At 70.5% G+C, this 24,475-nt stretch carries 25 protein-coding genes and 2 pseudogenes; 20 read left to right on the forward strand and 7 right to left on the reverse strand.

Going from position 1 to position 24,475, the window contains the following annotated elements:
- Positions 1-60: 60 nt before the first annotated feature.
- Positions 61-522, forward strand: coding sequence for a MarR family winged helix-turn-helix transcriptional regulator (locus ABT048_RS17585; protein WP_350522291.1), 462 nt, complete (start codon positions 61-63; stop codon positions 520-522).
- Positions 523-845: 323 nt separating this feature from the next.
- On the opposite strand, the gene ABT048_RS17590 is transcribed toward ABT048_RS17585, so the two are convergent.
- Positions 846-1,538: a substrate-binding domain-containing protein gene (locus tag ABT048_RS17590; RefSeq protein WP_350522292.1), complete on the reverse strand. Its 693-nt coding sequence runs from the start codon at positions 1,536-1,538 to the stop codon at positions 846-848.
- Between the two features lie 73 nt (positions 1,539-1,611).
- On the opposite strand from ABT048_RS17590, the gene ABT048_RS17595 reads away from it, so the two are divergent.
- From ABT048_RS17595 to ABT048_RS17635, 9 genes are all read left to right on the forward strand, one after another.
- Positions 1,612-2,379 (forward strand): IclR family transcriptional regulator, encoded by a 768-nt coding sequence (locus tag ABT048_RS17595; protein WP_350522293.1) that lies wholly within the window; start codon positions 1,612-1,614, stop codon positions 2,377-2,379.
- A 114-nt stretch (positions 2,380-2,493) separates the two neighbouring features.
- Complete coding sequence (locus tag ABT048_RS17600; protein ID WP_350522294.1) at positions 2,494-3,702, forward strand: 4-hydroxybenzoate 3-monooxygenase; 1,209 nt, start codon at positions 2,494-2,496, stop codon at positions 3,700-3,702.
- Positions 3,703-3,729: 27 nt separating this feature from the next.
- The gene (locus ABT048_RS17605; RefSeq protein WP_350522295.1) at positions 3,730-4,755 is read left to right on the forward strand and encodes an amidohydrolase family protein; all 1,026 of its coding nucleotides are present in this window, start codon (positions 3,730-3,732) and stop codon (positions 4,753-4,755) included.
- Positions 4,756-4,772: 17 nt separating this feature from the next.
- Positions 4,773-5,462, forward strand: coding sequence for a 4-carboxy-4-hydroxy-2-oxoadipate aldolase/oxaloacetate decarboxylase (gene ligK, locus ABT048_RS17610; RefSeq protein WP_350522296.1), 690 nt, complete (start codon positions 4,773-4,775; stop codon positions 5,460-5,462).
- A gap of 2 nt (positions 5,463-5,464) precedes the next feature.
- Positions 5,465-6,385: an amidohydrolase family protein gene (locus ABT048_RS17615; RefSeq protein WP_350522297.1), complete on the forward strand. Its 921-nt coding sequence runs from the start codon at positions 5,465-5,467 to the stop codon at positions 6,383-6,385.
- A 27-nt stretch (positions 6,386-6,412) separates the two neighbouring features.
- Positions 6,413-7,720 (forward strand): protocatechuate 4,5-dioxygenase subunit alpha, encoded by a 1,308-nt coding sequence (gene ligA / locus ABT048_RS17620; protein WP_350522298.1) that lies wholly within the window; start codon positions 6,413-6,415, stop codon positions 7,718-7,720.
- Between the two features lies 1 nt (position 7,721).
- A complete protein-coding gene (locus ABT048_RS17625) occupies positions 7,722-8,693 on the forward strand; it encodes a Gfo/Idh/MocA family oxidoreductase (protein WP_350522299.1) in 972 nt (323 codons plus the stop codon).
- Between the two features lie 571 nt (positions 8,694-9,264).
- A complete protein-coding gene (locus tag ABT048_RS17630; protein ID WP_350522300.1) occupies positions 9,265-9,771 on the forward strand; it encodes a hypothetical protein in 507 nt (168 codons plus the stop codon).
- A 123-nt stretch (positions 9,772-9,894) separates the two neighbouring features.
- Positions 9,895-10,713: a leucine-rich repeat domain-containing protein gene (locus ABT048_RS17635; protein ID WP_350522301.1), complete on the forward strand. Its 819-nt coding sequence runs from the start codon at positions 9,895-9,897 to the stop codon at positions 10,711-10,713.
- A gap of 109 nt (positions 10,714-10,822) precedes the next feature.
- Here the strand turns inward: ABT048_RS17635 and ABT048_RS17640 are convergent, their stop codons facing one another.
- Positions 10,823-11,221, reverse strand: coding sequence for a peptidoglycan-binding domain-containing protein (locus tag ABT048_RS17640; RefSeq protein ID WP_350522302.1), 399 nt, complete (start codon positions 11,219-11,221; stop codon positions 10,823-10,825).
- A gap of 301 nt (positions 11,222-11,522) precedes the next feature.
- Between ABT048_RS17640 and ABT048_RS17645 the strand changes: the two genes are divergently transcribed.
- Positions 11,523-12,440 carry an undecaprenyl-diphosphate phosphatase gene (locus tag ABT048_RS17645; RefSeq protein WP_350522303.1) on the forward strand — a complete coding sequence of 306 codons (918 nt, stop codon included), beginning with the start codon at positions 11,523-11,525 and terminating at the stop codon, positions 12,438-12,440.
- A 244-nt stretch (positions 12,441-12,684) separates the two neighbouring features.
- Here the strand turns inward: ABT048_RS17645 and ABT048_RS17650 are convergent, their stop codons facing one another.
- Positions 12,685-13,563, reverse strand: coding sequence for an SDR family NAD(P)-dependent oxidoreductase (locus ABT048_RS17650; protein ID WP_350522304.1), 879 nt, complete (start codon positions 13,561-13,563; stop codon positions 12,685-12,687).
- A 374-nt stretch (positions 13,564-13,937) separates the two neighbouring features.
- Here ABT048_RS17650 and ABT048_RS17655 point away from each other — a divergent pair, with 374 nt between their 5' ends.
- From ABT048_RS17655 to ABT048_RS17670, 5 genes and pseudogenes are all read left to right on the forward strand, one after another.
- Positions 13,938-14,483, forward strand: a complete 546-nt coding sequence (locus tag ABT048_RS17655) for a hypothetical protein (RefSeq protein ID WP_350522305.1) — start codon at positions 13,938-13,940, stop codon at positions 14,481-14,483.
- A gap of 55 nt (positions 14,484-14,538) precedes the next feature.
- Positions 14,539-15,414 (forward strand): phenylalanine 4-monooxygenase, encoded by an 876-nt coding sequence (locus tag ABT048_RS17660; protein WP_350522306.1) that lies wholly within the window; start codon positions 14,539-14,541, stop codon positions 15,412-15,414.
- A 371-nt stretch (positions 15,415-15,785) separates the two neighbouring features.
- Positions 15,786-16,007: pseudogene (locus ABT048_RS41685) on the forward strand (IS630 family transposase); the annotation flags it as partial.
- 83 nt (positions 16,008-16,090) lie between these two features.
- Complete coding sequence (locus ABT048_RS17665; RefSeq protein ID WP_350522307.1) at positions 16,091-16,453, forward strand: hypothetical protein; 363 nt, start codon at positions 16,091-16,093, stop codon at positions 16,451-16,453.
- Positions 16,454-16,651: 198 nt separating this feature from the next.
- Complete coding sequence (locus tag ABT048_RS17670) at positions 16,652-16,891, forward strand: hypothetical protein (RefSeq protein ID WP_350522308.1); 240 nt, start codon at positions 16,652-16,654, stop codon at positions 16,889-16,891.
- Positions 16,892-17,196: 305 nt separating this feature from the next.
- Here the strand turns inward: ABT048_RS17670 and ABT048_RS17675 are convergent.
- Positions 17,197-17,532, reverse strand: a pseudogene (locus ABT048_RS17675) (IS110 family transposase); the annotation flags it as partial.
- Positions 17,533-17,977: 445 nt separating this feature from the next.
- On the opposite strand from ABT048_RS17675, the gene ABT048_RS17680 reads away from it, so the two are divergent.
- Entirely contained in the window at positions 17,978-18,457 is a 480-nt protein-coding gene (locus tag ABT048_RS17680) for a hypothetical protein (protein WP_350522309.1), read from the forward strand.
- A gap of 494 nt (positions 18,458-18,951) precedes the next feature.
- On the opposite strand, the gene ABT048_RS17685 is transcribed toward ABT048_RS17680, so the two are convergent.
- On the reverse strand, positions 18,952-20,223 hold the full coding sequence (locus tag ABT048_RS17685; RefSeq protein ID WP_350522310.1) for an MFS transporter: 1,272 nt from the start codon (positions 20,221-20,223) through the stop codon (positions 18,952-18,954).
- A 34-nt stretch (positions 20,224-20,257) separates the two neighbouring features.
- Positions 20,258-20,851, reverse strand: coding sequence for an ArsR/SmtB family transcription factor (locus ABT048_RS17690; RefSeq protein ID WP_350522311.1), 594 nt, complete (start codon positions 20,849-20,851; stop codon positions 20,258-20,260).
- A 469-nt stretch (positions 20,852-21,320) separates the two neighbouring features.
- Here ABT048_RS17690 and ABT048_RS17695 point away from each other — a divergent pair, with 469 nt between their 5' ends.
- Positions 21,321-21,599, forward strand: coding sequence for a hypothetical protein (locus tag ABT048_RS17695; RefSeq protein ID WP_350522312.1), 279 nt, complete (start codon positions 21,321-21,323; stop codon positions 21,597-21,599).
- Positions 21,600-21,870: 271 nt separating this feature from the next.
- Here ABT048_RS17695 and ABT048_RS17700 read toward each other — a convergent pair whose 3' ends face one another.
- A complete protein-coding gene (locus ABT048_RS17700) occupies positions 21,871-22,428 on the reverse strand; it encodes a hypothetical protein (protein WP_350522313.1) in 558 nt (185 codons plus the stop codon).
- 656 nt (positions 22,429-23,084) lie between these two features.
- Between ABT048_RS17700 and ABT048_RS17705 the strand changes: the two genes are divergently transcribed.
- Both ABT048_RS17705 and ABT048_RS17710 read left to right on the forward strand, forming a co-directional pair.
- Positions 23,085-23,501 (forward strand): hypothetical protein, encoded by a 417-nt coding sequence (locus ABT048_RS17705; RefSeq protein ID WP_350522314.1) that lies wholly within the window; start codon positions 23,085-23,087, stop codon positions 23,499-23,501.
- 679 nt (positions 23,502-24,180) lie between these two features.
- On the forward strand, positions 24,181-24,411 hold the full coding sequence (locus ABT048_RS17710; RefSeq protein ID WP_350522315.1) for a hypothetical protein: 231 nt from the start codon (positions 24,181-24,183) through the stop codon (positions 24,409-24,411).
- Positions 24,412-24,475 lie beyond the last annotated feature (64 nt).

Here is a 24,475-nt window from a genome sequence, read left to right on the forward strand (position 1 = left end):
CGTCAGGCAAGGGGGTTGGGCTAGGATTTTCGACAGGTTTCCTGACGATGGGGAGGACTTGTGACGGGCGCCGCTCCGCCGTCGCTGCTGTACGCGGTGAAGCAGGTCGAGCTGGCCACCCGGGCCCGGCTCGACGAACTGCTCAAGCCCTCGGGCGTCACCGCCCTCCAGTACACCGCGCTGACCGTGCTCGAACGCCGGGACGGCATGTCCTCGGCCGAGCTCGCCCGCAACTCCTTCGTCAGACCGCAGTCCATGTCCGACCTGGTCGGCGCGCTGGAGCGACGGAACCTCATCACCCGGTCCCCGGACCCGGCGAGCCGGCGCCGCCACGTCATCAGCCTCACCGACGACGGCCGCGCCCTGCTGGCCCTCCATGCCCCGGCCGTCCGGGAACTGGAGGACGAGATGCTCACGGGCTTCACGGCCCGGGAGCGCACCGCCTTCCGCGCCTACCTCAACCGCGCCCGGGAAGCACTCGGCCACCCAGAAGACCCGTCTACGTCGACGGCGTTGTCGTAGCGGCCGGGGCGAGCGAACGCGCAGTGTCCGCGAACTGATCGTCGACACGCGTCGACACGGCGTTGCGGCTGGTCGGGCAGCGCTGCGCGGAGGCGCTCATCGTCCGCGGCCCGGCACCCCACCGGGCGCCGACCGGACCGCTGCCCGTGGCCTTCGCCGTCGATGCCAAGGGATCACCGCCTTGGGGGTGGAGGGTGGGGGTGGGGGAAGTGCGAGCCATGAAACCGGGGGAGCCAAAGACACGTCAATGCTGTTGTCATAAGAGCCGTGACGATCGTCCGCCGGGTGGTTCCGCGCTTTCCGGGGCCTCGTGTCGGGCCCTGCTACCCGACCGCCCGCATGCCCCTGGCGCGGGCGATCCCCGACGCCGTGTCGGAGCCGAGGAGGTCGAGGACCGTGCGGGCCCGGCCCGGTCGGCCGGAGGACGCCAGGACGCCCCCGCTGAAGACCGAGTCGATCGCGGTGTCGCCTGGCAGCGGTCCGACGACGAAGACGCCCGGCAGGTCCGTCAGCTCGCTGCGCTGCTGGAAGGCCAGGTCGGCCCGGCCGGACGAGAGCAGGCTGCCGGCGGGCACCCCCGCCGGTGCCTGGACGAGCCGCTCCGAGAGCGTGCCGGTGAGCCCCAGCCGGGCGATCAGCCCGATGAGAGCCGTCCCGCTGGGACCGGTGGAGTACGCGATCCCCGTCGCAGACAGGAGCGCGGCCCGCAGGTCGGATTCCGAGTCGAGCGCCGGTACCGGCGCCCCGTCCGGTACCGCGGCGACGACCTGGGAGACCCAGAGCGGGCGCGCCGTGCCCCTCAGCACGAGTCCCTCATCCTCCAGTTCGGCCAGTGCTCCTGCGGCGAGGACGAGCAGGTCGGCCCCGACGCCCTCGCGCACCCGCCGTGCGACCTCGACGCCGCCTGCGGACTCGAAGCGCACCGGGATGCCGCAGGTGTGCCGCAGGTGTTCGCAGAGGTCGGCCAGGACCGGCCGCGTCGCCATCGAGGACAGCCCGGAGATCTCTTGGTTCACATCGCCTCCTTGGGTCCGGCAGCCGGTACGACGCGGGCCAGGGGGCTTCGCGCCGGTCTGCGAGACTGGCCGGATGATCACACCCCGGAGCACGGCGGCCGGAAAGGTCCTTGAGGTCCTTGCGGCCTTCGACCGTGAGCACCCGTCGCAGACACTGTCGGAGATCGCTCAGCGTACGGGCATGGCCTTGAGCACCACGCACCGCGTGGTCACGGAGCTGGCGGGCTGGGGAGCGCTCGAACGCGCGGAGGACGGGTCGTGGCACGTCGGGCTGCGCCTGTGGGAGATCGCCTCGGGGTGTCCGCGGACCCAGATCCTGCGTGACGCGGCGCTGCCGTTCATGCAGGACCTCTACGAGGCGACCCACGAGAACGTCCAGCTCGCGGTGCGCGAGGGCACGGAGCTGGTCTTCGTGGAACGGATCGCGGGACACGGGTCGGTCGAGGTCGTCACGATGGTCGGATCCCGGTTTCCCATCGGCTCCACCGGGATGGGCCGGGTGCTGCTGGCGCACGCGCCCCTGGAGATCCAGGAGGAAGTCCTCGAATCGCCGCTCCGGGCCTGGACCCCGCACACCGTCACCGAACCGAAGGCGCTGCGGGCGCAGCTGGACCGGATCCGCCGCGAGCAGGTCTTCGTCAGTGACCGGCAGCTCTCGGAGCGATCGGTCGCGGTGGCCGCGCCGGTGCGGATCGGCCGGGCCGGCCCGGTGAGCGCCGCCCTGGGGATCGTCATCGCGGCGCGGGGTGCGAGCCGTGCGCGCGGGCTGCGCGAGCCGCTGCTGAGGGCTGTGCGGGGGATCTCCGAGGAGCTCGGCAGGCGGGCCCGGACGACGGTCTGAAACCCGGGGAGGTTTCCGCCTGACGGAAAGGGGGGCGACCGGTCGAGGCCCCGGATGCGAGCGTTCGGGGTGTTCGGAGCCTTCGCAACCCCGCGCCACCGTTCAGGAGATGCCATGGCCGATGCCATCGTCGACACCGTTGCCTCGGTCCCCGTCGCCGTCGTCGGTGCCGGCCCAGCCGGCCTGATGCTGGCCCATCTGCTCGGGCGCGCCGGGATCGAGACGATCGTGCTCGACACCCGCACCCGGCACGAGATCGAGACGACGCAGCGGGCCGGCATCCTCGAAGCCGACGCGGCCCGGGACCTGGTCGAGACCGGTGTCTCCGAGCGGGTCCTGCTCGACGGCCACGAGCACGAGGGCGTCGAGCTCCGGTTCGGCGGCCGGCCGTACCGCATCGACTTCAAGGAGCTGGTCGGCGCGTCGGTGTGGCTCTACCCGCAGACCGACGTGTTCGTCGACCTGGCCGACGCCCGGCAACGCGACGGCGGCACGGTCCACTTCGGTGTCAGGGACACCGAAGTCCTCGACATCACGACCGACGCTCCCCGGGTCCGCTGGACCGCGCCCGACGGGACCCGCCACGAAGTCCGGGCGCGGTACGTGGTCGGTGCGGACGGGTCGCGCAGCATGTGCCGCGATCTGGTCCCCGAGGACCGGCGGGCGCGCTACGGCAAGGAGTACCCCTTCGCGTGGTTCGGCATCATGGCCGAGGCACCGACGAGCGCACCCGAGCTGGTCTACGCCCACTCCGAGCACGGGTTCGCGCTGATCAGCCAGCGCACCGAGACCGTGCAGCGGATGTACTTCCAGTGCGCCCCCGACGAGTCCGTGGACGCCTGGCCGGACGACCGCATCTGGGAGACGCTCCAGGCCCGGGTGGCCGGCGAGGACGGCTTCCGGCTCAAGGAGGGGCCGATCCTGGAGAAGACGGTGCTGCGGTTCCGCTCCTTCGTGCAGGAGCCGATGCGCTGGGGCTCGATGGCGCTGGCGGGCGACGCCGCGCACACCGTACCGCCGACCGGCGCCCGCGGGCTGAACCTGGCGCTGCACGACGTGAAGGTCCTCGCCGGTGTCCTGCTGCGGGCGCTCGGCAGCGAGGGCGCGGCCGCGCTGGACGACTACCAGCCGCGCGCCCTCCAGCGGGTCTGGCGGGCACAGAACTTCTCGTACTGGATGACTCGGCTGCTGCACACCGCGCCCGGTGCCACGCCGTTCGACCTGCGGCGCCAACTCGGCGAGCTCGACAACGCGGTGGGCACCCGGGCCGGCCGCACCTTCCTCGCCGAGCAGTACACCGGCTGGCCCGCGGCCCAGGACTGACCCCGAACGCCCTCCAGGAGAGCACGCATGATCATCGACTGTCACGGTCACTTCACCACCGCACCGCCGCAGTTGGCGCAGTGGCGGGACCGGCAGGTGGCGGCGGCCGGCTCCGGCGGCGACGCACCCGACCCCGACACCCTCAGCATCACCGACGACGACCTGCGCCGGGCGATCGAGGGCAACCAGCTGCGGCTCATGGACGAGCGCGGCAGCGACCTGACGATCTTCTCCCCGCGGGCCAGCTTCATGGCCCACCACATCGGCGACTTCGCGGTCTCCTCGGTGTGGGCGCGGATCTGCAACGACCTGGTCCACCGCGTCAGCACGCTCTACCCCGACCGCTTCGCGGTGGGCGCGATGCTCCCGCAGTCGCCCGGCGCCGACCCCGCAAGCTGTCTGCCCGAACTGCGCCGCGCCGTCGAGGAACTCGGTGCGGTGACGGTCAACCTCAACCCCGACCCATCGGGCGGCCGGTGGACCGCGCCGCCGCTGACCGACCGCAGCTGGTACCCGCTCTACGAGGCGATGGCCGAGTACGACATCCCTGCCATGATCCACGTCAGCACGTCGTGCAACCCGGCCTTCCACACCACCGGTGCCCACTACCTCAACGCCGACACCACGGCGTTCATGCAACTGGTCCAGGGCGATCTGTTCGCGGACTTCCCGACGCTGCGGTTCGTGATCCCGCACGGCGGCGGCGCGGTGCCCTACCACTGGGGGCGGTTCCGCGGCCTGGCGATGGCGCTCGGCAAGCCCGATCCCGAGACACTGCTGCACAACGTCTTCTTCGACACCTGCGTCTACCACCAGCCCGGCGTCGACCTGCTGACCCGGGTGATCCCCAGCCGGTCGGTCCTCTTCGCCAGCGAGATGATCGGCGCGGTCCGCGACATCGACCCGCACACCGGCCACCACTTCGACGACACGAAGCGGTACGTCGACGCCACCTCGAACCTCTCGGACGAGGAGCGGGCCGCCGTCTACTCGGGCAACGCCCTGCGTGTCTACCCCCGCCTCGCCGCCCGCCTCGCCGCAGCCGGCCGTTGAACCCAGGAGAAGAAGGCATGGAACACACCGACATAGGTGTCGTCCACACGTCGATCACCCGCGCCGACCCCCAGACGGTCGCCGCGCTGTCGGAGTTCGGCGTCGCGACGGTCCACGAGGCGATGGGCCGGGTCGGACTCATGCGCCCCTACCTGCGCCCGGTCTACCCCAAGGCCCGGCTGTGCGGCACGGCGGTGACCGTCCTGCTGCAGCCCGGCGACAACTGGATGCTGCACGTCGCCGCCGAGCAGATCCGCGAGGGCGACGTCGTCGTCGCCGCCTGCACGACCGAGAGCGAGGACGGTTTCTTCGGCGACCTGCTCGCCACCTCCTTCCGCGCCCGGGGATGCCGGGGCCTGGTCATCGACGGCGGCGTCCGCGACGTGGCCGACCTCCAGGAGATGGACTTCCCGGTCTTCGCGCGGGCGATCAACGCCAAGGGCACGGTCAAGGCCACCCTCGGCTCGGTCAATGTACCCGTGGTCTGTGCCAACGCCCTGGTCCGGCCCGGCGACGTCGTCGTAGCGGACGGCGACGGCGTCGTCGTCGTGCCGCGCGAGCGGGCCGCCGAGGTCGCCGAGGCGGCGGCCGGGCGCGAGGCGGCCGAGGCGGCCAAGCGCGAGCGGTTCCGGGCGGGCGAACTGGGCCTGGACATCTACGACATGCGCGGCCCGCTGGCCGCGCTCGGGCTGCGGTACGAGGACTGAGGATGACGACGACCTTCGAGAAGACCCCCGGCTGGCTGGACTGGTACGCCGATCCCAGCAGCCCCGCACACGAACTGCCCGCCGGCGCGGTCGATGCACACTGCCATGTCTTCGGCCCCGGCGGGCAGTTCCCCTACGCACCCGAACGCAAGTACACCCCGTGCGACGCCTCCAAGGACCAACTCTTCGCACTGCGCGACCACTTGGGATTCAGCCGGAACGTGATCGTGCAGGCCACCTGCCACGGCACCGACAACCGCGCACTGGTGGACGCACTGCACGCCGCCGACGGCATGGCCCGGGGTGTCGCCACCGTGCACCCGGGCGTCCCGGACGAGGAGCTGCGGGAACTGCACGAGGCCGGGGTGCGCGGCGTGCGGTTCAACTTCGTCAAGCGGCTCGTCGACGCGGCGCCGCAGCAGGACCTGTGGGACGTCGTCGAGCGGATCGGACCGTACGGCTGGCACGTCGTCGTCTACTTCGAGGCGGCCGACCTCGCCGACCTGCGCGAGTTCCTCCTCTCGATCCCGGTGCCGCTGGTCGTCGACCACATGGGCCGGCCCGATGTCACCAAGGACCCGCACGGCCCGGAGTTCGAGGCGTTCCTGGACTTCATGCGGGCCCGCCCCGACATCTGGTGCAAGGTCACCTGCCCGGAGCGGCTGTCGGTGAGCGGCCCGCCGGCCCTCGGCGGGGAACGGACGGCCTACCGCGACGTCGTCCCGTTCGCCCGACGCGTGGTCGAGGAGTTCCCCGACCGGGTGCTGTGGGGCACCGACTGGCCGCACCCGAACCTCACCCACCACATGCCCGACGACGGCCTGCTCGTCGACTTCGTGCCGCACATCGCGCCGACACCGGAGCTGCGGCACCGGCTCCTCGTCGACAACCCGATGCGCCTGTACTGGCCCGAATCGCACTGAACCGTCCCACGAACGGAGGACCCACCCATGTCGCTGGACAAGAGCTACCAGCTGGTCCCGGGGACGACCGTCTTCGACGCCGAGCAGTCCGCCAAGGGTTACCACCTCAACCAGTTCTGCATGTCGCTGATGACGGCGGAGAACCGTGAGCGCTACCTCGCCGACGAGCGCGCCTACCTGGACGCCTGGCCGCTGCGGGAGGAGCAGAAGCAGGCGCTGCTCGACCGCGACCTCAACGCCGCGATACGGGAGGGCGGCAACATCTACTTCCTCGCCAAGTGGGGTGCGACGCTGGGGCTGTCGTTCCAGCAGATGGCAGGCTCGATGACCGGCATGACCGAGCAGGACTACCGCGACATGATGGTCGCCGGCGGCCGCTCCATCACCGGCAACCGGATCGACCACGCCGTCCTCGAAGCGGCCCACACCGACCGGCGCTCGCCGCAGGGACAGACCGTCATCACCGGCGCGGTCTTCACCTCGCACGTACCGGCGATCGGCGCGGCGATGGACCACCACAAGACCGACGAGCCCTACTGGCGGCCGGTCTTCGAGGGCTACGAGTTCTCCAAGCAGTGGGAACGGGACAACGCCCCCGACGTGATCTTCCTGGTCTACAACGACCACGCCTCCACCTTCGACCTGTCGATGATCCCGACCTTCGTGCTCGGCACCGGCGCGGCCTTCCCCACCGCCGACGAGGGCTACGGACCCAGGCCGGTCCCCGGAATCGAGGGCGATCCGGAGCTGGCCGCGCACATCGCGCACGCACTGATCCGCGCCGACTTCGACCTCACCCTCGCCAACGAGATGACCGTCGACCACGGCCTGACCGTCCCGCTGTCACTGATGTTCGGGGACGTCGAGAAGTGGCCGTGCAAGGTGATCCCGTTCCACGTCAACGTGGTGCAGTACCCGGTGCCCTCGGGCGCGCGGTGCTTCCGGCTCGGCCAGGCGCTGCGCCGGGCGATCGAGTCCTACGACAGGCCGCTGAACGTCCAGGTGTGGGGCACCGGTGGCATGAGCCACCAGCTGCAGGGCCCCCGGGCGGGCCTCATCAATCGCGAGTGGGACAACGTCTTCCTGGACCGGCTGGTCCAGGACCCGGCCGGCCTGTCGCAGGTGCCGCACCTGGAGTACGTCGAGGAGGCGGGCTCGGAGGGCATCGAGCTGGTCATGTGGCTGATCGCCCGCGGCGCGATGAGCGACATCGACGGAAGCGGTGAGATCGAGGTCAAGCACCGCTTCTACCACGTGCCGGCGTCCAACACGGCCGTCGGACACCTGATCCTGGAGAACCACCCGCGGGCCGAGGTGCCCGCCGTGAAGGAGTGACATGACTGACGACCGGACCGTCCGGATCGCTCTCGCCGGAGGCGGCGCCTTCGGTGCCAAGCACGCGGCCGCGCTCAGGCGTATCAAGGGCGTCGAGGTGACCGCCGTCGTGAGCAGCTCCCTCGAAAACGCCCGGAAGTTCGCCGAGGATCAGGGCGTGGGCCGAGGCGTCGCGACGTTGGAGGAGGTGCTGACGATGGACGACGTCGACGCCGTCATCCTCGCCACGCCCACGCCGATGCACGCCGCGCAGACGCTGGCCTGCCTGGAGGCGGGCAAGCACGTCCAGGTCGAGATCCCGTTGGCCGCCTCGCTCGCCGACGCCGAGGCGTGCCTGACCGCGCAGCAGGGCACCGGGCTCGTCGCGATGGTGGGGCACACCCGGCGCTTCAACCCCAGCCACCAGTGGGTGCGGCAGCGGATCCAGGCCGGGGACTACCGGATCCAGCAGATGGACGTGCAGACCTACTTCTTCCGCCGCACGAACCTCAACGCCCTCGGGCAGCAGCGCTCCTGGACCGACCACCTGCTGTGGCACCACGCCGCGCACACCGTCGACCTGTTCGCCCATCAGACCGGCTCGCCGATCGTGCAGGCCAACGCGATCCAAGGGCCGATCCACCCCGAACTCGGCATCGCGATGGACATGTCGATCCAGCTGCGCGCGGAGAACGGGGCCATCTGCACGCTGTCGCTGTCCTTCAACAATGACGGTCCGCTGGGCACCTTCTTCCGCTATATCGGCGACACCGGCACCTACCTCGCACGTTACGACGACCTCTTCACCGGGAACGACGAGCCGATCGACGTGAGTGGCGTCGACGTCTCGATGGACGGCATCGAGCTGCAGGACCGCGAGTTCGTCGCCGCCGTCCGCGAGGGTCGCGAGCCGAACTCCTCCATCGCCCAGGTGCTGAACTGCTACCGGACGCTGGCTGCCCTGGAGGAGCAGCTCGCGGCTGCCGCGTCGTGACCGCGGCGAAGACTTCGGGTCCGGGCCGCCGCGTGTTGCGGCGGCCCGGCCGTTCGAGGTCCCGGCGGTCGGCCTGGGCTGCACGCCTGGGAAGCGGACAGTGCGCCGGTCTGCACTGGCGCGCCCTCGACGCCCCCATCGGCCGCACCTTGGCGCCGCCCCGCCCACCGACGACGACCTCGCCGACGCCGCCATCCGCCTCCTCACGAACGCGCTCCCCGCATCACCCACCCCTGACCAGCACAGCCCCACGCCCCCGGCCCGGGCACCACGCGAAACGGCTGCGGCACCACGCCGGGGACCGCGCCCGGCCCGCCGAGGCGAGGCGGTGGCGGCGTCACCAGGGCCACTGGGACCCCGACATCCCGGGCCGCCCCGGTGAGGCACCACTTCCGCCGCCCACACGGCGCTCTCGGCGGCCAGACACCCTACGAACGCCTCAAGCAGAAGACCTGGGCCCCCGTGTAACCGGGCTCCGGCAGATGCACACCTAGCTCTGGCTCCGAGCCGGGAACCTCGTCAGACTCGATCCTCGGGCCGCGACACCGCGGCACGCCTGAGGAGGATGAACATGACTGAGCGCGGTCCCGGTTGGGGAACGATGTGGATCTCCACTCCCTGGCGTGCTCACGGGGACAACCACGTCGAGATCGACGAGCGCGTGTACGCCACCTTCGATGAGGCCCGCGCGGCTGCACTCGATGAGTGGATGCGCATGCCGGTTGCGACGGAGGGGGTCCCCACTGCGCTCTCGCAACTGCGCTCCTGCCGCACGGACGAGGACGTGATGATCAGTTACGGGGACCTCAAGGACGCCTTGGCGATCTACCGGGTGCGCAACGGCCAAGTCACCCGCGACGCGGGCATGGCGTTCTACGTCCACTGGCGGGACACACTGTGGGATGTCTTCGCACCTGAAATCATGGCCTCCAGTGGAGCGCTGGTCTGGTACGGCTGGAATCCCCGCCCGACTGCCCACACCACTCCTCCGACAGGCGGCAGTGGCGGGTCCTCCTGCCTGCTGATCATGCTCGGGCTGCTGCTGGGCCTGGTCCTCCTTGGCTGGGCAGCCAGCTAGTCCTCCAGCCGCGGTTTCTCCATTTCTGCTGGTCATCGCTCCGAGAGTGGGGAGTGCAGTGGTGTGGAGGAGGGTGGGGGACGGTCTTCGCCGGACCGTCCCGCCATCGAGTGACCGCACCGCATGTACATGGCGAATGAAGCAGAGCCGGCACCGCACACCAATCGGTGGGGCAACACGGAGAATGCGGTCCCGGGCAGCAGCGAGTCCTACCGGGACGTCTGCACGTGCTTCGACCAGGGCCGGGTGAGCAACCGGCGACGGGTGCACTTCCACAGTGAGCGTCAGGACACCTCTTCGGCGGCCTGGCAGCACCTCCTGGCGCTGATCGAGGAAGCCGCCGCCGACGGACGGGAGGTGTTTCGGCCGTTGGTGGAGATGAGTCCCCGAGAGCGGCGCCAGATCGTCACCCTGCCGGCCAGCATCGCGAAGCTCACCGCCGTCAAGCAGTTCATCCTCTGCGGCAGCAACCTGGTCCGGATCCCCCCGGAGATCGGCGCCATGCGCAGCCTGCAGGAATTCACCCCGTACACCTCCTACCGGCTGCACTGGTTCCCGTATGAGCTGTCCAGGTGCCCGAGCCTGAAACGCAGCACTGTGAGCACGCGCGCCCTGTACGGCAACGAGAAGCTCCGCTCGCCGTTCCCCCCGCTCCGACCTGGCGGTGTGGAGACCGCAGACCTCGACCTCGACGACGTCGACCCCGGAGAATGGGGTGCTACGGCACTCCGCAGGTGCAGCGTGTGTGACCGGTCGCTGGAGGGAGCCGAGATCCACCAGGCATGGATCTCGCTGCGAGTTGCCACCGACGTCTTGCCGCTCCTGGTCAACACCTGCTCCGCAGCCTGCCTGCAGATCCTTCCCGAGCCTCCCGAGGACTACGTCCGGACCCCGCACACGGGCGGCCCCGGACTTGCCCAACCCCTTGCTGACTACGCCTGACTCGTCGGCCGGTTGCCGGTTGCCGTGCCGTGGCCTGGCACGGCACGGCACGGCACGGCACGGCTCGGGGGCGGCCGTGGGCCGCAGGCGGGCCGACGGCCGCAGGGCCTCAGGTCGTGGGGAGGGCCAGCCGGCACGTGTCCCGGTACGAGCCCGGGAACACCGACTCATCGCGGTCGATCAACACCATGGCGGTACCGGTCAGCCGACCGACGACCCCGTCCGGCGGCCCGACGTAGTACCCGGGAACGCGGTTGATCTTGTCCTGGACGATCCTGATGGCCTTCTCGGTCATCGGCCCGAACTTCCCGTCCACGGTGATCCAAACCCCGTTGGAGGCCCAGACGTTGTAGAACTTCTGCACGCACGACACGGCCACAGCGGAGTTCGGGTAGCCGTACCCGATGTACGGCGCACCGCTGTTCGCCTCCGCGGCGCCCGGCACTGCGACCACGGTCAGCAGCGCCGCCGCCGTCGTTGCAAGGATCCGGCCACCTTTGCGCGTCACACCCATGTTTCCCCCGTTCGATCGAGCTCTTGATCAACAGCGCCCCGAGAGTACAGGTCTGCGCCCACCGGCACGCCGCCGGGACGAGGACTGCCGCAACGCCGGCCTTGCGCGACGGCTCGGCGGCTGCTGTCGTGACGTCAATTCGCTTGCCGGGCACGAGCCGACCGCAGGCGACCCGGCGAAACGCATAGATCATCTTGTAGTAACCTCGCTCCGCCGAGGGACGGGGGAAGCGGCGTCACCCTCGTGCGGAGGCCGTTCACCGGCCTCCCGCCGATTGCGAAAGTCGTCGTCGAAGATGTCCGTCCTGACCTATCCCGAAGCCGTCGGTGTCGGCCTGCTGCAAGGCGTCACCGAGCTGTTCCCGGTCTCCAGCCTCGGCCACAGCATCCTCCTGCCCGCAGTGATCGGCGGGCGCTGGCGGCACGACCTCGACGTGTCCGCGCCGGGCTCGCCGTACCTGGCCGTCCTGGTCGGGCTGCGTCTGGCCACCACGCTGGCCCTGGTGATCCGGTTCCGGCAAGACTGGGCGCGGATCGCGCGGGGCCTGTGCAGCTCGGTCCGCCGCCGGCTCATCCGCGACCCGGACCAGCGCCTCGCCTGGCTGGTGATCGCGGGAGCCACGCCCGTCGGCATCGCCGGACTGGCCATCAGCGGGGTGTTCAAGGCGGCCCTGGGCAAGCCCGTCCCCGCCGCCGTCTTCCTCACCGTGAACGGCCTCATGCTGTTCGGCGTCGAGCTGCTCCGCCGCGACGGCTCCGGCCGACGCCGGGCGCAGCCGTACATCGCCCCTGGCGACGAACACCTCTCCGCCGAAGGACAGTCGGACCGCCGGATCGTCCAGTTGAGCTACCGGCAGGCGGCCTTCATCGGGGCGGCGCAGATCACCGCCTTCCTGCCCGGGATCAGCCGCACGGGGATCACCATCGGCGCCGGCATCCTCAACGGCCTGTCCCACGAGGACTCGGCGCGCTTCGCGTTCCTCCTCACCGCGCCCGTGATCGGGTCCGCCGCCCTGTTCGAACTGCCCTCGCTGATCGACGGGTACGGCGCCGACCTCGGCGCACAGGTCCCGGTCGCGAGCGCGCTTGCCTTCGTCGGCGGGTACGCGGCCGTGCACTTCCTCAGCAAGTACTTCCAGACGCACACCCTGAAACCGTTCGCCTGGTACTGCTCACTGGCCGGGCTCGGCGGACTGGTCTTCCTCACGGTGTGAACTCCGCCTCGAAGTACCGGGATTCAGTCACCGACGACGCCGCTCAGCCGACCGCCGACCCGCCACCCGATCCGTGCGGTTCAGGGCCGCCGGCTGACCAGCGCCCGGCACGGGGGTCGTGACCCGACGGGCTTGACCGCGCTCCCCCGCTTGCCCGCTTACCCGCTTACCCGACACAGCGTGCTCGATCCCTGAACCGGCCGGCCGGTCCGGCCACCGGCCACCCCGACGGCTGGCGCCAGGGTCAGCCGGCGGACTCACGCGGGTCGATGCGGTAGGCGAAGGGCAGGGTGCCCGGGTCCAGGACGGTGGCGCCGCCGTCGACGGTGAGGGTCGCGCCGTTGACGAAGGAGGCGGCCGGGGACAGCAGCCAGGCGATGGCCTCGGCGACCTCACGCGGGTCGGCGGGACGACCCGCCGGGAGCAGCCGGGTGGCTTCGGCATAGGCCGCGTCCGTGCCGCCGTCGATGTTGCCGTCGCTGTTGCCGTCGCTGTCGCTGTCGCTGTTGCCGTCGCTGTTGTCGTCGCCCAGCTGCGCATCCTCGGCGAAGCGGGCCATGCGGCGGTCGGCCATCTCGGTGCGCACCCAGCTGGGGCACACGGTGTTGGCCCGCAGCCCGCTCGCGCCGTAGTCGACGGCCAGTGAGCTGCACAGCTGCAGCAGGGCCGCCTTGGACGCGGCGTAAGCGGCGTTACGCAGGCCGTTGCGCAGCGCCGAGACGGAGGCGACAGCGACGACGGCTCCGCGTGCCCGCAGCAGGTGCGGCAGAGCCGCCCGCATCATCAGGAACGGGCCGGTGAGGTTGGTGCGCAGCACCAGGTCCCAGTCCTCGTCGGAGGTCTCGCCGACGCCCCCGCCGAGGCCGACTCCGGCGTTGACCACCAGTCCGTCGAGGCGCCCGTAGCGGGCGACGGTGCTCTCCACGAGGTCGCGCACGGCGGCGGGGTCCGTCGTGTCGGCCGGGTGGGCCAGCGCGCCGCACTGCCGGGCGACGTGTTCCAGCGGCTCGCTCCGCCGTCCGGAGACGACGACCTCGTGGCCGCCCTCCCGCAACAGCCTCGCGGTCGCCGCGCCGATGCCCGTACCGCCCCCGGTCACGATCACAACTCGCTGCTCCGTCATGGGCCTTCCCCTCCGATCGGCCACCAACCACCCCTGCTGCCCTAGCTGTATCACAGGGCCGGCGCAGGCACGGCGCAGGCTGTCCCACTTCGGCGGACGGGACCCCTGGGGGTTTCCCGCGGTCCGGTGCGGCGGCGGACCGGCAGACGGCTGTCCGGTGACCGAGAGCCTGAGGAGTCAGTGGTCGTGTCCGACGACCGGGTCGGATCGGGCGGCGGCCGGGCAGGTGACCGCCACGTCGGGGGTTTCGCGCCGCACGCCGGAGGCGCTGTGCGCGGCACGGCCGCGGGCGGGCTCCGGCGGGGTGGGACGGCGCTGCGACTCGGCCGGGGTCAGGCAGGCGGAACGGTTTCGGCGGGCGAGGAGGCCTGCGCTTGTACGCAGGCGCGGGCGTGCGCCAGTGCCAGGGCGGCGCAGCGCAGGTGGTGGTTGACGACGGGGGTCAGGGTGCCGCGCGGGCGGTCGTCGGTGTGCCGTGCGTCGGCGGCCCGTTCCAGCAGGTCGCCGGCACGGTGTACGGCGCGGCCGCGGTCGCTGGTGCGGAACTCGCCGGCAAGGACCCGGGCCGTGTGGGCGAGTTCGCCGACACCGGGTTCGCGGGCCGCCCCGACCCCGGCGCGCTGACACTGCCCGACCGGGCGCAGCCCTCGGGCGACGTGCCCGCGGACGAGAAGCTGCCCTCGAACTTCCAGCCCGCGACCGACAGCTCCGGCGCAGGCAGTACGGGGTCGTTCAAGAACCGGGAGGAGTGCGTCATCCAGCTCCTGAAGGACTTCAAGGCGGGCAACTTACCCACCGACTTTGGCCAGGTGGCAAACGTCACCAGGTGGCAGGTGCCGAGCGTCGGCACACCCACTGTGCCGGAACACAATGGTTGTCACTTCAACGCGGTGGTTGTCACCAACCGGAACCCGGTCTGATGGCCGGCGCCCGAACCGGACGTATAAGTCCACGCCGTTGGGAAAGTACCGATCCGTGGGTGAAACAGAGGGGCGGACGCCCATCGCGGCCGACGGCCGGCTGGGCGCGCCCGCCGAGCACCCCGGTCTCAGCGATCCGCACTACTTGCGGCGGCGCCGGGCCGTCGCCGCTGCGGCCGTCGGGCACCGGGTCGGCGAGCCCGCACCGCCGGTCCACTACAACGCGAGCGAAGAACGGACCTGGCGGATCGTCCACCGGGCGCTCTGGGCGGCGCAGGGCGAGCACGCCTGCCGCGCCGTGCTCGACGCCAGAGAACAGGCGCCCATCCCCGCGAACCACATCCCGCAGCACGCCGAGGTCGGAGCACGACTGCGGCGGATGACGGGCTTCGAGTTCACCCTCGCGGGAGGCGTGGTCGCCAACAAGCGGTTCCTCGGCTCGATGGCCGACGGCTACTTCCACGCCGTGCAGTTCGTCCGCCACCCCGCCGTCCCGCTGTTCACCCCCGAGCCCGACGTCATCCACGACGTCCTCGGCCACGGGATCCACCTGTCCTGCCCGGTGTTCGCAGACCTCTACCGCCTCATCGGACGCGCGGCCAGGCGCATCGACAACCCGGATGTCCTGCAGATGATCAGCGATGTCTACTGGTTCACCCTGGAGTACGGCGTCCTCGACGAGGACGGCACGCCCAAGGCCTACGGCGCGGCCCTGCTGTCCTCCTACGGGGAGATCCGCCGCCTGGCACAGCCCACAATCCGTGCACTGGACATCAGGGCCGTGCTCGCCACCCGGTACGACATCGCCGGCTACCAGCCCGTCCTCTTCAGCAGCCGCTGTCTCCATGAGACCGCCGACACCCTGAACGACTTCCTGGAACAGCTCGACGACGAAAGCGCCGCGCGCTTCGGCCGCACCCCGGCCGCCTGAAGGCGACCGTGGCGGTCATCACCGCCACCGCGCACGCGAGCCCGGCGCCCAGCAGCACTCGCCGGCAAGGACCGGGGCCGTGTAGGCGAGTTCGCCGACGCCGTGGTCTTCGACGGGTTCGGCACCGAAGGACCCAGTGTGTACGCCAGTCCTGCCAGCTGGGCGTTGCGACGTGTGTTCCACCACGTGCTCACGTGGCGATCATGCACCACGACGCGCCGCGGTGGGTGAGGAACGGGCCAACTTCCCTGTGCCGACGGGGACTCGGCGGCCCGCGGAAGGAGTGTGTCCCGATCCCAGCGATGTGAGGGGCCGTGTCACCCGTGGGCCCGGGGCCGCTGGAACTCCATCAGCTCGCCGGTCAGCTTCCCCACACCGACTTGCTCACCGTCTTCCAACTGCCGAACCATTCAGCTGACTTGAATCCGCAGGAGGGCATCTGAGCGCTAGTCAAGCGCGACATCGGGAACCTCGCCGCCGCTGACCTCGGCCAGATCACCAAGGCCGTGAAACGCCGGCTCAAGCAGATCCAGTACTGCTCGAACCTGGTCGACGGCTGCCTCGGTGGCACCGGCCTGACCCTGGAGGCGTGAGCGCCTCGGCTGGCCCACGGGCGCACGGGGGGCGGGCCGAAAAACGTCGAAGCCCAAAGCCACTGGTCAGCTACGGTGACGCCATGACCACAAGCCTGCCCGACGACGTAGCCGACGTGCTTGGGCTCATCCTGAGCACGGACGAGCCGGTTCACGTCGCGCTCCGGAGGCAGGTGCCCCACCTCAGCGTGCAAACCCGCTGTACATGCGGGTGCGGGACCACCTATTTCGCGCTCAACACCATCGACGTGGAGCCCGCGCCGACCGACCCCGGCACTGTCGTGGCAGCCGATGCACAGCTCTACACGGAAACCGGTGATTGCCCCGGCGAGGTCCTGGTCTTCGCGCAAGGCGGCTACCTGTCGTGGCTGGAGGTCTGCTCCTGGAGCGACGAGATCGAGGTGAATCTGACCACGGCGCGTCGGTGGCTGCAGCCACCTTCGTGAGCCCGGCCAGCCGGGGGCCCTGAGGTGTCTCGGATCAGGACGTCACCACGATTCAGCCGACATCACGCATTCAAGTTCAGTAGCCTATCTGCCAGGGCAAGGAAAAATCTATCAGCGGTTGTGTGTGCGGATGTGGGCGCGTCGAGCGGTTCATCCAAGTCCAACGAAAGGAGTGTAAGTTGTCGAAGGCGCAAGCAGGTGCAGGTCTCGCCGACACTTGATCAAGCGATCGTGGTGTCAGACTGGCTGGACCGCATGATGCATCAGAATGCATTCGCCCAAGTCGTCGATGATCGGGCGGTCTGGTCGCCACTTCTGAGGATTAGTGGATCTCTAGAGACAAACTTGTCCGAGGTTTTCGATCCGGAATATCGACAAAGGCTTTCCGAGGCGCGCGAGCGACTTTTGATCGAGCTTGGCGATTTTGGGATGGAATAGTCATGACCCAGGCGGCCCGGTCGATTTTCGACCGTCAGCCTGGGCTTTGACGGCAACGTCAGCGGACGGGCTCTGCACTTGGCGGATTGAGGGTTCTTCGTTGCCCGGAGGTCGTCGCCCAGGGTGTGATGGCTTGGTGCTGGTGGCGGAGCCGGACGTGGGCGCAGACGGTGGCGGTGACGCCGATGTTGGCGCTGTGCCGCCACGCTGCTCGCAACGCTCGCCGTGACCGTCCTGTCGGCCGCAGCTCCCGCTCACGCCAGCACCCCTGCTCCGGCTGTCGTCGTCGCCGGCGCCACGTACCGGGCACTTCCCGAGCCTCCGACGGCCGACGTCGTCGGGGCTGAGCCGGAGAAGCTCGTCATGCGGAGGATGTTGGCCAGGACGCGGGCGTCGGCCTCATCCGACTTGGTCCGAGCGACGCTGCTGCGGTCCCGGTAGCGCGCGGCAGCCGGCGGATTGATCGCGTAGACCTTCCGCCTGGTGGCCCGCAGGCCGGCTACCAACGGACCGCGCGGAGTCTCGATCGCCGCCGGTATGGGCTCCTCCGGGCTGTCGCCGTGGCGGGCCAGCAGCTCCAGCAGGGCGTTGAAGCCGGCACTGTCGTCGCTGACCCTCAGCTTCGCCAGCTGGGTGCCGCTGCTGCCTGCCGGACGACGAGCCGCGGCAGCACGACCGGGCCACGGTTGTGTGCCAGGGCGTCAACGGTCCTGGCCCGGCAAGAAGGCGGGCACGCTCCTCAGGATCCAGCGCGAACGGACGGGCAGCTCCGGGCCGCTCCCGCTGGAGGGAACCGCCTCCGATTCGGGGCCGCACCGGTGCATGAGAGGATGCGCGCGATCTTGGGACTGCGGAGGGGGTTGTCCGGTGCGTGTGCGTGCTGTAGCGCTGGCTGCGGGGGTCGCCGTGGGGTTGGGGCTGGCGGGCTGTACCGACGGGCGACCGGGGGCTGGGGCTCCAGCCTCTACCGGGCCCGCGGCACCGCGACTGGCCACCGGCCTGCTGACGTCCGCTCAGCTCCCGCCCGGCTTCGAGCTGCTGCCCGCCGTGCCCGGCTCCCCGGCTCCTCGTGCCCCGCTGATGTCGATGCCGTGCTCGGACCTGGTGACGGACAGCTTCCTGGCCACCCACACCCAGCCCTTGGAGGAGGTCTCGGCCGGCCTGGAGCGGCAGCCCACCGGCGCCGACGGCCTCGCCGACGGCTGGTACGGCGAGGAGACGCTCGACCGGTACGGGCCCGGCCAGGCTGCCGCCGTCATGACGGCCATCCGCGGCGCAGCGCAGCGCTGCGCTTCCTACTCCGATGTGCTTCCGCTGGACGGCCCCGCGACGCACAACACCGTGTCGGCGAAGGATCCAGGCGTGCCTGCGGACGAGGGCCTGGTGCTGCGGATCACCGTCATTGCCTCGGACGACGCGCAGCCGTGGGTCACCGAGAGGGCGTTCGTCCGGGAGGGTGATGTGCTGCTGACGGTGGACAAGTTGATCGAGCAGGCGCCTGTGGTCGGGGTCGAAGCCGTCCTGCCGGCCGCCGTGACGGCCTACCGCGCGGGCAGTGGTCGGTGAGACCGAGAGCGGACCTACGGGAGCGGGGCTCATCGGAGCACGGATGAACGCCGCGACGTACCCGGACGTCGGCAAAGCCGGGCTGGCCATGTTCGCGATGCGCGGCAAGGGGTACCTCACCGCCGGGCGCTCGGACAACGGGCTGCTGGCATCGAACACCATGCACGCTTCGCCGACGAGGTCCGCGACCCGCGCCGCGGCCACCTCCCTGAGAAGACCAAGCTCACCGCGCAGGAGGTCCGGACCTCCGGGCAGCTGATGCCCACCCTCAGCTCCACGCCGCCCTCAGGCGAGCCGGCCGCAAACGCGGTGTCGAAGCCGAGGCGGATCGGCTCCGCGCCGGTCGTGCGATCTGCCGCTCTGTCAGGCGGGCCAGTTCGGTGACAGCAGGACGGGATTGCAACCGATGGTGAGGTAGGCGTCGTCCCCGGTGCGCGAGAAGCGGTCGGTGGTCAGTTCGACCAGGCAAGCGCCGGACAGGGCATGGAGCCCGATCAGCGAGTCAGCTTGCTCTGCTGCCGGGGCAGTTCGGCGTGGCGCACCGCGTCGGAGGCCAGGGCGAGGACCGCGCCCAGGCCGGCGAGGGTGCCGCAGCCGAGGAACACCGGGGCGGCGCCCCAGGCTCCGATGGCGGCGCCGACCAGCGGGTAGCTGAGGGGGGCGATGCCGACCATGGTGAGCATGACGACGGAGGTGACCCGGCCGAGGTAGGCCGGGTCAGCGGCGGTCTGCATGAGGGCGTTGTTCAGGCTGCCGAAGACACCCGCACACAGGCCGATGACCGCGGCCAGCACCGCGGCGAGCCAAAGGGTGGGTACCAGCGCGATGGTGGCCGCGCCCGCGCAGCCCACGAGCAGTATCCAGGTCATCATCAGGCCGGCACGGGGTAGCCATCCGGCGATGGCCAGCAGTGTGGCGCTGGCCGCCGCTCCTGCGCTGAAGCTGCTGACGATCCAGCCGTAGCCGGACGTGCCCCAGCCGCGTTCGGCGTTGAGGAGCACCATGCCGACGTTGAGGGTGCCGGTGAGCCCGAGTTCGCAGACGGCGCCGGCGACGACGAGCGGGCCGATGAGGCGGTGGCGGCGGAGGTAGCGCAGGCCGTCGAGCAGGTCCTGGCGCGCGGTGCCGGGCGCCGGCTGCTCGGCGTCGCTCGCCACGAGGGGCCGTATCCGTATCGTCAGCAGGAGCGGCAGGGACAGTGCGAGGAGCACCCCGGCGACGGTGAAGGCGGCCGCGGGTCCGCCGACTCCCATGGCCAGGCCGCCGATCGGCGGACCCACGACCTGGCCGAGGCGGGTCGACAGCGAGCGCATGCCGGTGACCCGGGCCAGCTGGTCAGGGGTGGTGATCCGGGACGGGAGGGCGCCGACGGCGGGTACGAACAGTGCGTCCGCGGCGCCGAAGACGAGCGCCACCGTGACCAGGATCCACAAGGCCGGCGCCGTCAGTGCGATGCCTGCGGCCACTGCCAGGATGAGGATGCAGCGCAGCGTGTCGCTGCCGAGAATCACCCGGCGGGGGTCGTACCGGTCGGCCACCACGCCCCCGGCGAGCATGAGTAACGCTCGTGGTAACGCTCCGGCGGCCATGACGAGGCCGACTTCGGTGGGACCGGCGGCCTTCTGGGCGGACCAGCCCAGGGCGACGAAGTACACGCTGTCGCCGACGAGGGAGAGCGTGTAGGCGGTGAGCCAGCGCAGCACGTTGGCGTCACGGTGAGCCGGTGTGGTGGCACGTTCGAACAGGACTGCTTGCGGGCCGGCCATGGTGGGCTCCAGTGCGCGTCGGAGTTCGGCTGGGTCAGGGCCGGAAGGGAAAGCCGTAGACGTGCACGGACACGTGCTCCCGGTCCTCGGTGTCGCCGGCCGCCCTGGCGGCCTTGCCGCGCTCGCGCCAGCGTCGGGCGAGCGCCTGGAGCTCGTCGCTCATCTCGGCGAGTTCGCTCGGGGTGAGGTCGAGCAGCCACTCGGAGGAGAAGGACGCGTCGGTCCAGGTCTCCCCCCAGGCGGACTTCTGGTCGAGATACGTGCGGTACTGGGCGACGCGGGTGTCGAACATCCCTCGGGTCACTGCGCCGACTGCGGCGGCGCCCTCGGGTGTGTCCGCGAAGTCCGATTCGCGAAAGCCCCAGCCCTCTTCGGATGAGACCTTCCACCACCGCTCGCGGCCGTCGGTGCTCTGGTCGCTCGCCTGGGTCACGAAGCCGTGCTCGGCCAGCTTGCGCAAGTGGTAGCTGACCAGCGAGGGTGTTTCGTCGACATGCTCGGCGAGCTGGGAGGCGGTCGCAGTGCCCGCGGCGTACAGCAGCCGGTACAACTGCATCCGCAGCGGGTTCACAAACGCCTTCAACCGTGACAGGTCAGTGATGTGCCCGGGCTCGTGCTTCGGTCGCATGCACCCACGCTAGATATGAAGCAATAACTTCGCAATAGTTGCTTCAGAGTTGGACGGCCGACCGCCGGCTCCGGCGTCGGGCGCAGCGGGGCCGGTGGTGTCGACGGTGGGGTGCGGGCGGTGGCGAGATAGTGGGGGATGACAGGCTGGCGATGGCCTCCAGCAGGAGCGGGTCCTCGTCGGGGCGCTCCAGGAGGGCTTGGGTGAGGTGGAACGCGGACTCCAGGAGTGCGGCCGAGCGTTGTGGCATGGCGACGCGGTGGCTCAGCAGAGCACCTGGCCCGGGATCTGCTGCAGCTTGCGGGCAGGGGGCCCTGCAGGAACCGAGCCATGTCAGCCTCGAAAGCATGTCTGGTCCCCGACAGTCCTGTGGGAGCCGGCTCCTGCGGTGACGTCCGTTGCTCTGGCGGCGCTCGCGGACGATGTTGCACCGACAGCTCGCAAGTGATTCCTCGATCTCCTTCAGCGCATGATGGCGGGTGAGGGCACGGATCGGGAGTCCGCTCGACGAGGACTCGATCTTCCGGAACTGTGCCGAGACATCGTTGTGCAAGGTCTCTGGCTGCTCTATGAGGAGGTGATGTCGAATCGATCCCTCTGGGCTGGCATCGCGTTCGAGGTCCTCACGGTGGTGGAGCCCGACAGGGCTCGCCTGCAAGGTGTTCGGGAGATCGCGGCCGACAGGTTGCCTGTGTGTTGCCGGACAGGTCTGTGCGGCGGCGACGACCTGCGCGACCTCGACCGCTGACTTCGCTTGAGCGGTCCGGTCGGCTGCCAGTGAAGGCGGCCAGCCGTCGCCGGGGGCCAGATCACAGACTCCTACCACTGCTGGCCCCACGCGGCTGCGGTCCGCGCCGGCTCGCAGTTGCCGCCCGTACCCAGCCGTCCGGCAGGGCAGGTGGCAGGCGCCCGGGTGGGTGGGAGAAGCGCGAGCGACGGGCATCGCATTCCGTCGCACTGATCGCGGCCGCCGGACAGTGCCCCGCCCGGACTTCCGGGCGGGGCACTTCGTCATGCGCTCAGAGACCGGCGGCCAGCGCCTTGGCCTGGTCAGGCGTCAGGTACTTCGACACCCGGACCACGACGGGGCCCTTGGCGTAGTCGTACTCCATGAGCGCCGGCATCCCCTTGACGATGCCCTGGATGTAGGCGGCTCGGGTCTTCGCATCGGCCTCGGTCGCGAAGACCTCGATCGCGCCGCCGCGGGCCACCGAGTCAGCTGCCTCACCTTCGACGTCGGCCGCCTTGATGCGGCTGTCGGTGAACGTCATCTTCGAGGTGTACTGTCCCGGGCGCCCGAGCAGGTGGTTCGGGTCGGACTCGGCGGTGACCTGACCGCCGGCCTTCACGGTCGTGACTGCTGCGGCGATCTTCGCGAGCACGGAGGCCGCATCGGATTCTGCGGCCGGGGCGCCGCCAGGGGCCGAGGGGACGGCGGCTGCGGTGCTCGACTGCGGCGCGGCGGCTGCAGTGGTCGGAGCCGGAGCCGCGGCCTTGTCCGAGGTACTGCTGCTGGAGCACGCGGCGGTGGTGGCTAGAGCCGTGGCAGCGAGGATGGTGAGGGCGGTGCGGCGCATGGGGTCCCCTGGGAGGTGGTGCTGACTGTCAGGGTGACGGTAGTGATACGCACCGTTCCGTGCGTGCGGCGTGATGATGCCGTGACCGAGCCGGGACCTGTCCGTCAGTCGGCTCGGGGAGTCGACCGTCCTCCACTGCGAGTGGCCGTAGCGTCTCGGGCTCATCAACCCAGATGGCTGATCCCCGCTCACACGGGGAGGACGCCATCCCTCCGGCAGGGTCCGCTCGCCAATTCGACGGTAGCGGTTGGCGGGAGGGTCGTGGAGTAGCGTTGATCACGCGACGTCGGAGAGGGCCATCGGCGGACAATCCGGCCGTTGCGGGATCGTTCCGCGGGCGACTTTGCCAGCGCGGGCTCGACGGCACACCGGACGGTGAGGCCGTAGCCGGGTGAGCCGGGCTGACAGCGCAGCTGTCTGCCCGCCGCCTCCGGCAGCTGGGCCGACCTGGAACTGGTCAACCCTGGCGCGGCCAACGGCGGGCCGCCGCCGTCCTGCTCGATGAAGCACGGCACGGCTGTGGCATTCCTCCGCGCTTCGGCCGGGTCGAGCCGCCGGCGTCCCGCGCACCCGAGCGGGACGCCCCTGCTGAACGGATGCGGGGAACCTCGCACTGGCTGACCCTGGGGAAAGGAGCCCAACCTCAGAGGAGAGCGATGACCAGTACCAGTGGCTCACGGAAACCGAGCGCCATGGTGCACATGTCGATCTCCGGCGCACCCCCCGTGGCGAACGTGGTCGCCGACACGGTCGGGCAGTCGTTCAGACTGATCGTCGTCCCTGGTCCCGGCACGGCGGGGGACTACGTCTCACCCGCCGATCAGGTGGTCCGCACCCGCTGGCAGGTGGACACGTCGGCGCCGGTCGAACAAGCCGCCGCAGGGCCGGTCGCCATCGCCGATGCCGGTGCCGGTCCGGTGAAGGTGGAGCTCAGCGGTCGAGCCGATGCCGTCGCAGAGGTCGATGCACTGATCCGCGCGCGTTTCCGCGCCGGACCGCCGGCAGGGATCTCACAGGCGTTCGAAGTGTGGCCGGGGAGTCCGCCGCCCCCACAGACCAACCATGACCGCTGAACCTGGCCGACCCGGACCCCTCACCCGAATCGATCACCCGCTCACAGCAAATCTCGGTCCGCTACCCGCACACGCACGTCCAGCAGGACGGATCGACGGTGGGCAGTGGGTCCGGCAGCGGCCCCTGGACGCCTGCCGCCGAGAACCGGAACGCCCGGGCCGCCGGCGCCCGCCGACGTAGGCAAACCCGGACGCCCCACCGGATGCCCGTGATGCGTGACCGTCCGCACCGCCGGAGCCCGGCCGGGCTTCCCGCCGGCCGGGCTCCGGTGATTGTTCGTCCTGGTCGTCACTGCGGGCTCCGGGGCGCGCTCGGCGGCGGCGAGAGCGCCGAGGACGTCGGCGCGCAGCACAGCGGTCGACTTGTTCGGGCTGGATATCACCGAGCCGGTACGCGGTCCGCTCCGGGCCGGGACGGCTGCCGCGGCGGTTCGGCGACATCGGCCTGGTCGCCGTTGTCGTCAGGCCGGGCGGGGCACTGAGGAATGCTCACCGGAGTCTCCCAATGGTCCTGGGGCTCCCCACCTGCGCACCCGCGCCCTCTCCGAACCACCCCTCCCTGGCCTCCGCCACCACCCCGGCCAGCGAGCGGCCGGAACCCGCCAATTGAGTACGCATACTCACCTCAGCCGCCGACACGCCCGGAATACTGGCAGCACGTCTGTCTCAGGAGGGAAGCATGTCCCGCCCGCCGCACGCTGTCGCACGATCCGTACTCGGGCTGCTGGCCTTCGTCGGGCCGTTCATCCTTGTTGCGTTCGTTGCCCTGCTGGTCTTCACGTCGATCTCCGGGTTCTGGGCCACGCTCGGCATGACGCTGCTCGGCCTGCTGTCCGTCGCTTCCATCGGTGTCTGGGCGTTCTTCGGCTTTCTGGTCCTTAGCTTGAAGTCGTGGGCGCGACGCTTCTAGACCCCGCCGACCACCCGCCACATTGCGCACTCGCCCCGGCCCTGGACGATCTGCTCAAGCGCGT

This window comes from Kitasatospora sp. NPDC096140, from assembly GCF_040303045.1.
Lineage (GTDB): Bacteria > Actinomycetota > Actinomycetes > Streptomycetales > Streptomycetaceae > Kitasatospora.

Excerpts from the sequence above, each read along its gene's own strand:
- ABT048_RS17595 (WP_350522293.1), top strand. The coding sequence starts at position 1,612 with ATGATCACACCCCGGAGCACGGCGGCCGGAAAGGTCCTTGAGGTCCTT.
- ABT048_RS17600 (WP_350522294.1), top strand. The coding sequence starts at position 2,494 with ATGGCCGATGCCATCGTCGACACCGTTGCCTCGGTCCCCGTCGCCGTC.
- ABT048_RS17605 (WP_350522295.1), top strand. The coding sequence starts at position 3,730 with ATGATCATCGACTGTCACGGTCACTTCACCACCGCACCGCCGCAGTTG.
- ligK (WP_350522296.1), top strand. The coding sequence starts at position 4,773 with ATGGAACACACCGACATAGGTGTCGTCCACACGTCGATCACCCGCGCC.
- ABT048_RS17615 (WP_350522297.1), top strand. The coding sequence starts at position 5,465 with ATGACGACGACCTTCGAGAAGACCCCCGGCTGGCTGGACTGGTACGCC.
- ligA (WP_350522298.1), top strand. The coding sequence starts at position 6,413 with ATGTCGCTGGACAAGAGCTACCAGCTGGTCCCGGGGACGACCGTCTTC.
- ABT048_RS17625 (WP_350522299.1), top strand. The coding sequence starts at position 7,722 with ATGACTGACGACCGGACCGTCCGGATCGCTCTCGCCGGAGGCGGCGCC.
- ABT048_RS17630 (WP_350522300.1), top strand. The coding sequence starts at position 9,265 with ATGACTGAGCGCGGTCCCGGTTGGGGAACGATGTGGATCTCCACTCCC.
- ABT048_RS17635 (WP_350522301.1), top strand. The coding sequence starts at position 9,895 with ATGTACATGGCGAATGAAGCAGAGCCGGCACCGCACACCAATCGGTGG.
- ABT048_RS17645 (WP_350522303.1), top strand. The coding sequence starts at position 11,523 with ATGTCCGTCCTGACCTATCCCGAAGCCGTCGGTGTCGGCCTGCTGCAA.
- ABT048_RS17650 (WP_350522304.1), bottom strand. The coding sequence starts at position 13,563 with ATGACGGAGCAGCGAGTTGTGATCGTGACCGGGGGCGGTACGGGCATC.
- ABT048_RS17665 (WP_350522307.1), top strand. The coding sequence starts at position 16,091 with ATGACCACAAGCCTGCCCGACGACGTAGCCGACGTGCTTGGGCTCATC.
- ABT048_RS17680 (WP_350522309.1), top strand. The coding sequence starts at position 17,978 with ATGCCGTGCTCGGACCTGGTGACGGACAGCTTCCTGGCCACCCACACC.
- ABT048_RS17685 (WP_350522310.1), bottom strand. The coding sequence starts at position 20,223 with ATGGCCGGCCCGCAAGCAGTCCTGTTCGAACGTGCCACCACACCGGCT.
- ABT048_RS17690 (WP_350522311.1), bottom strand. The coding sequence starts at position 20,851 with ATGCGACCGAAGCACGAGCCCGGGCACATCACTGACCTGTCACGGTTG.
- ABT048_RS17695 (WP_350522312.1), top strand. The coding sequence starts at position 21,321 with ATGATGGCGGGTGAGGGCACGGATCGGGAGTCCGCTCGACGAGGACTC.
- ABT048_RS17700 (WP_350522313.1), bottom strand. The coding sequence starts at position 22,428 with ATGCGCCGCACCGCCCTCACCATCCTCGCTGCCACGGCTCTAGCCACC.
- ABT048_RS17705 (WP_350522314.1), top strand. The coding sequence starts at position 23,085 with ATGACCAGTACCAGTGGCTCACGGAAACCGAGCGCCATGGTGCACATG.
- ABT048_RS17710 (WP_350522315.1), top strand. The coding sequence starts at position 24,181 with ATGTCCCGCCCGCCGCACGCTGTCGCACGATCCGTACTCGGGCTGCTG.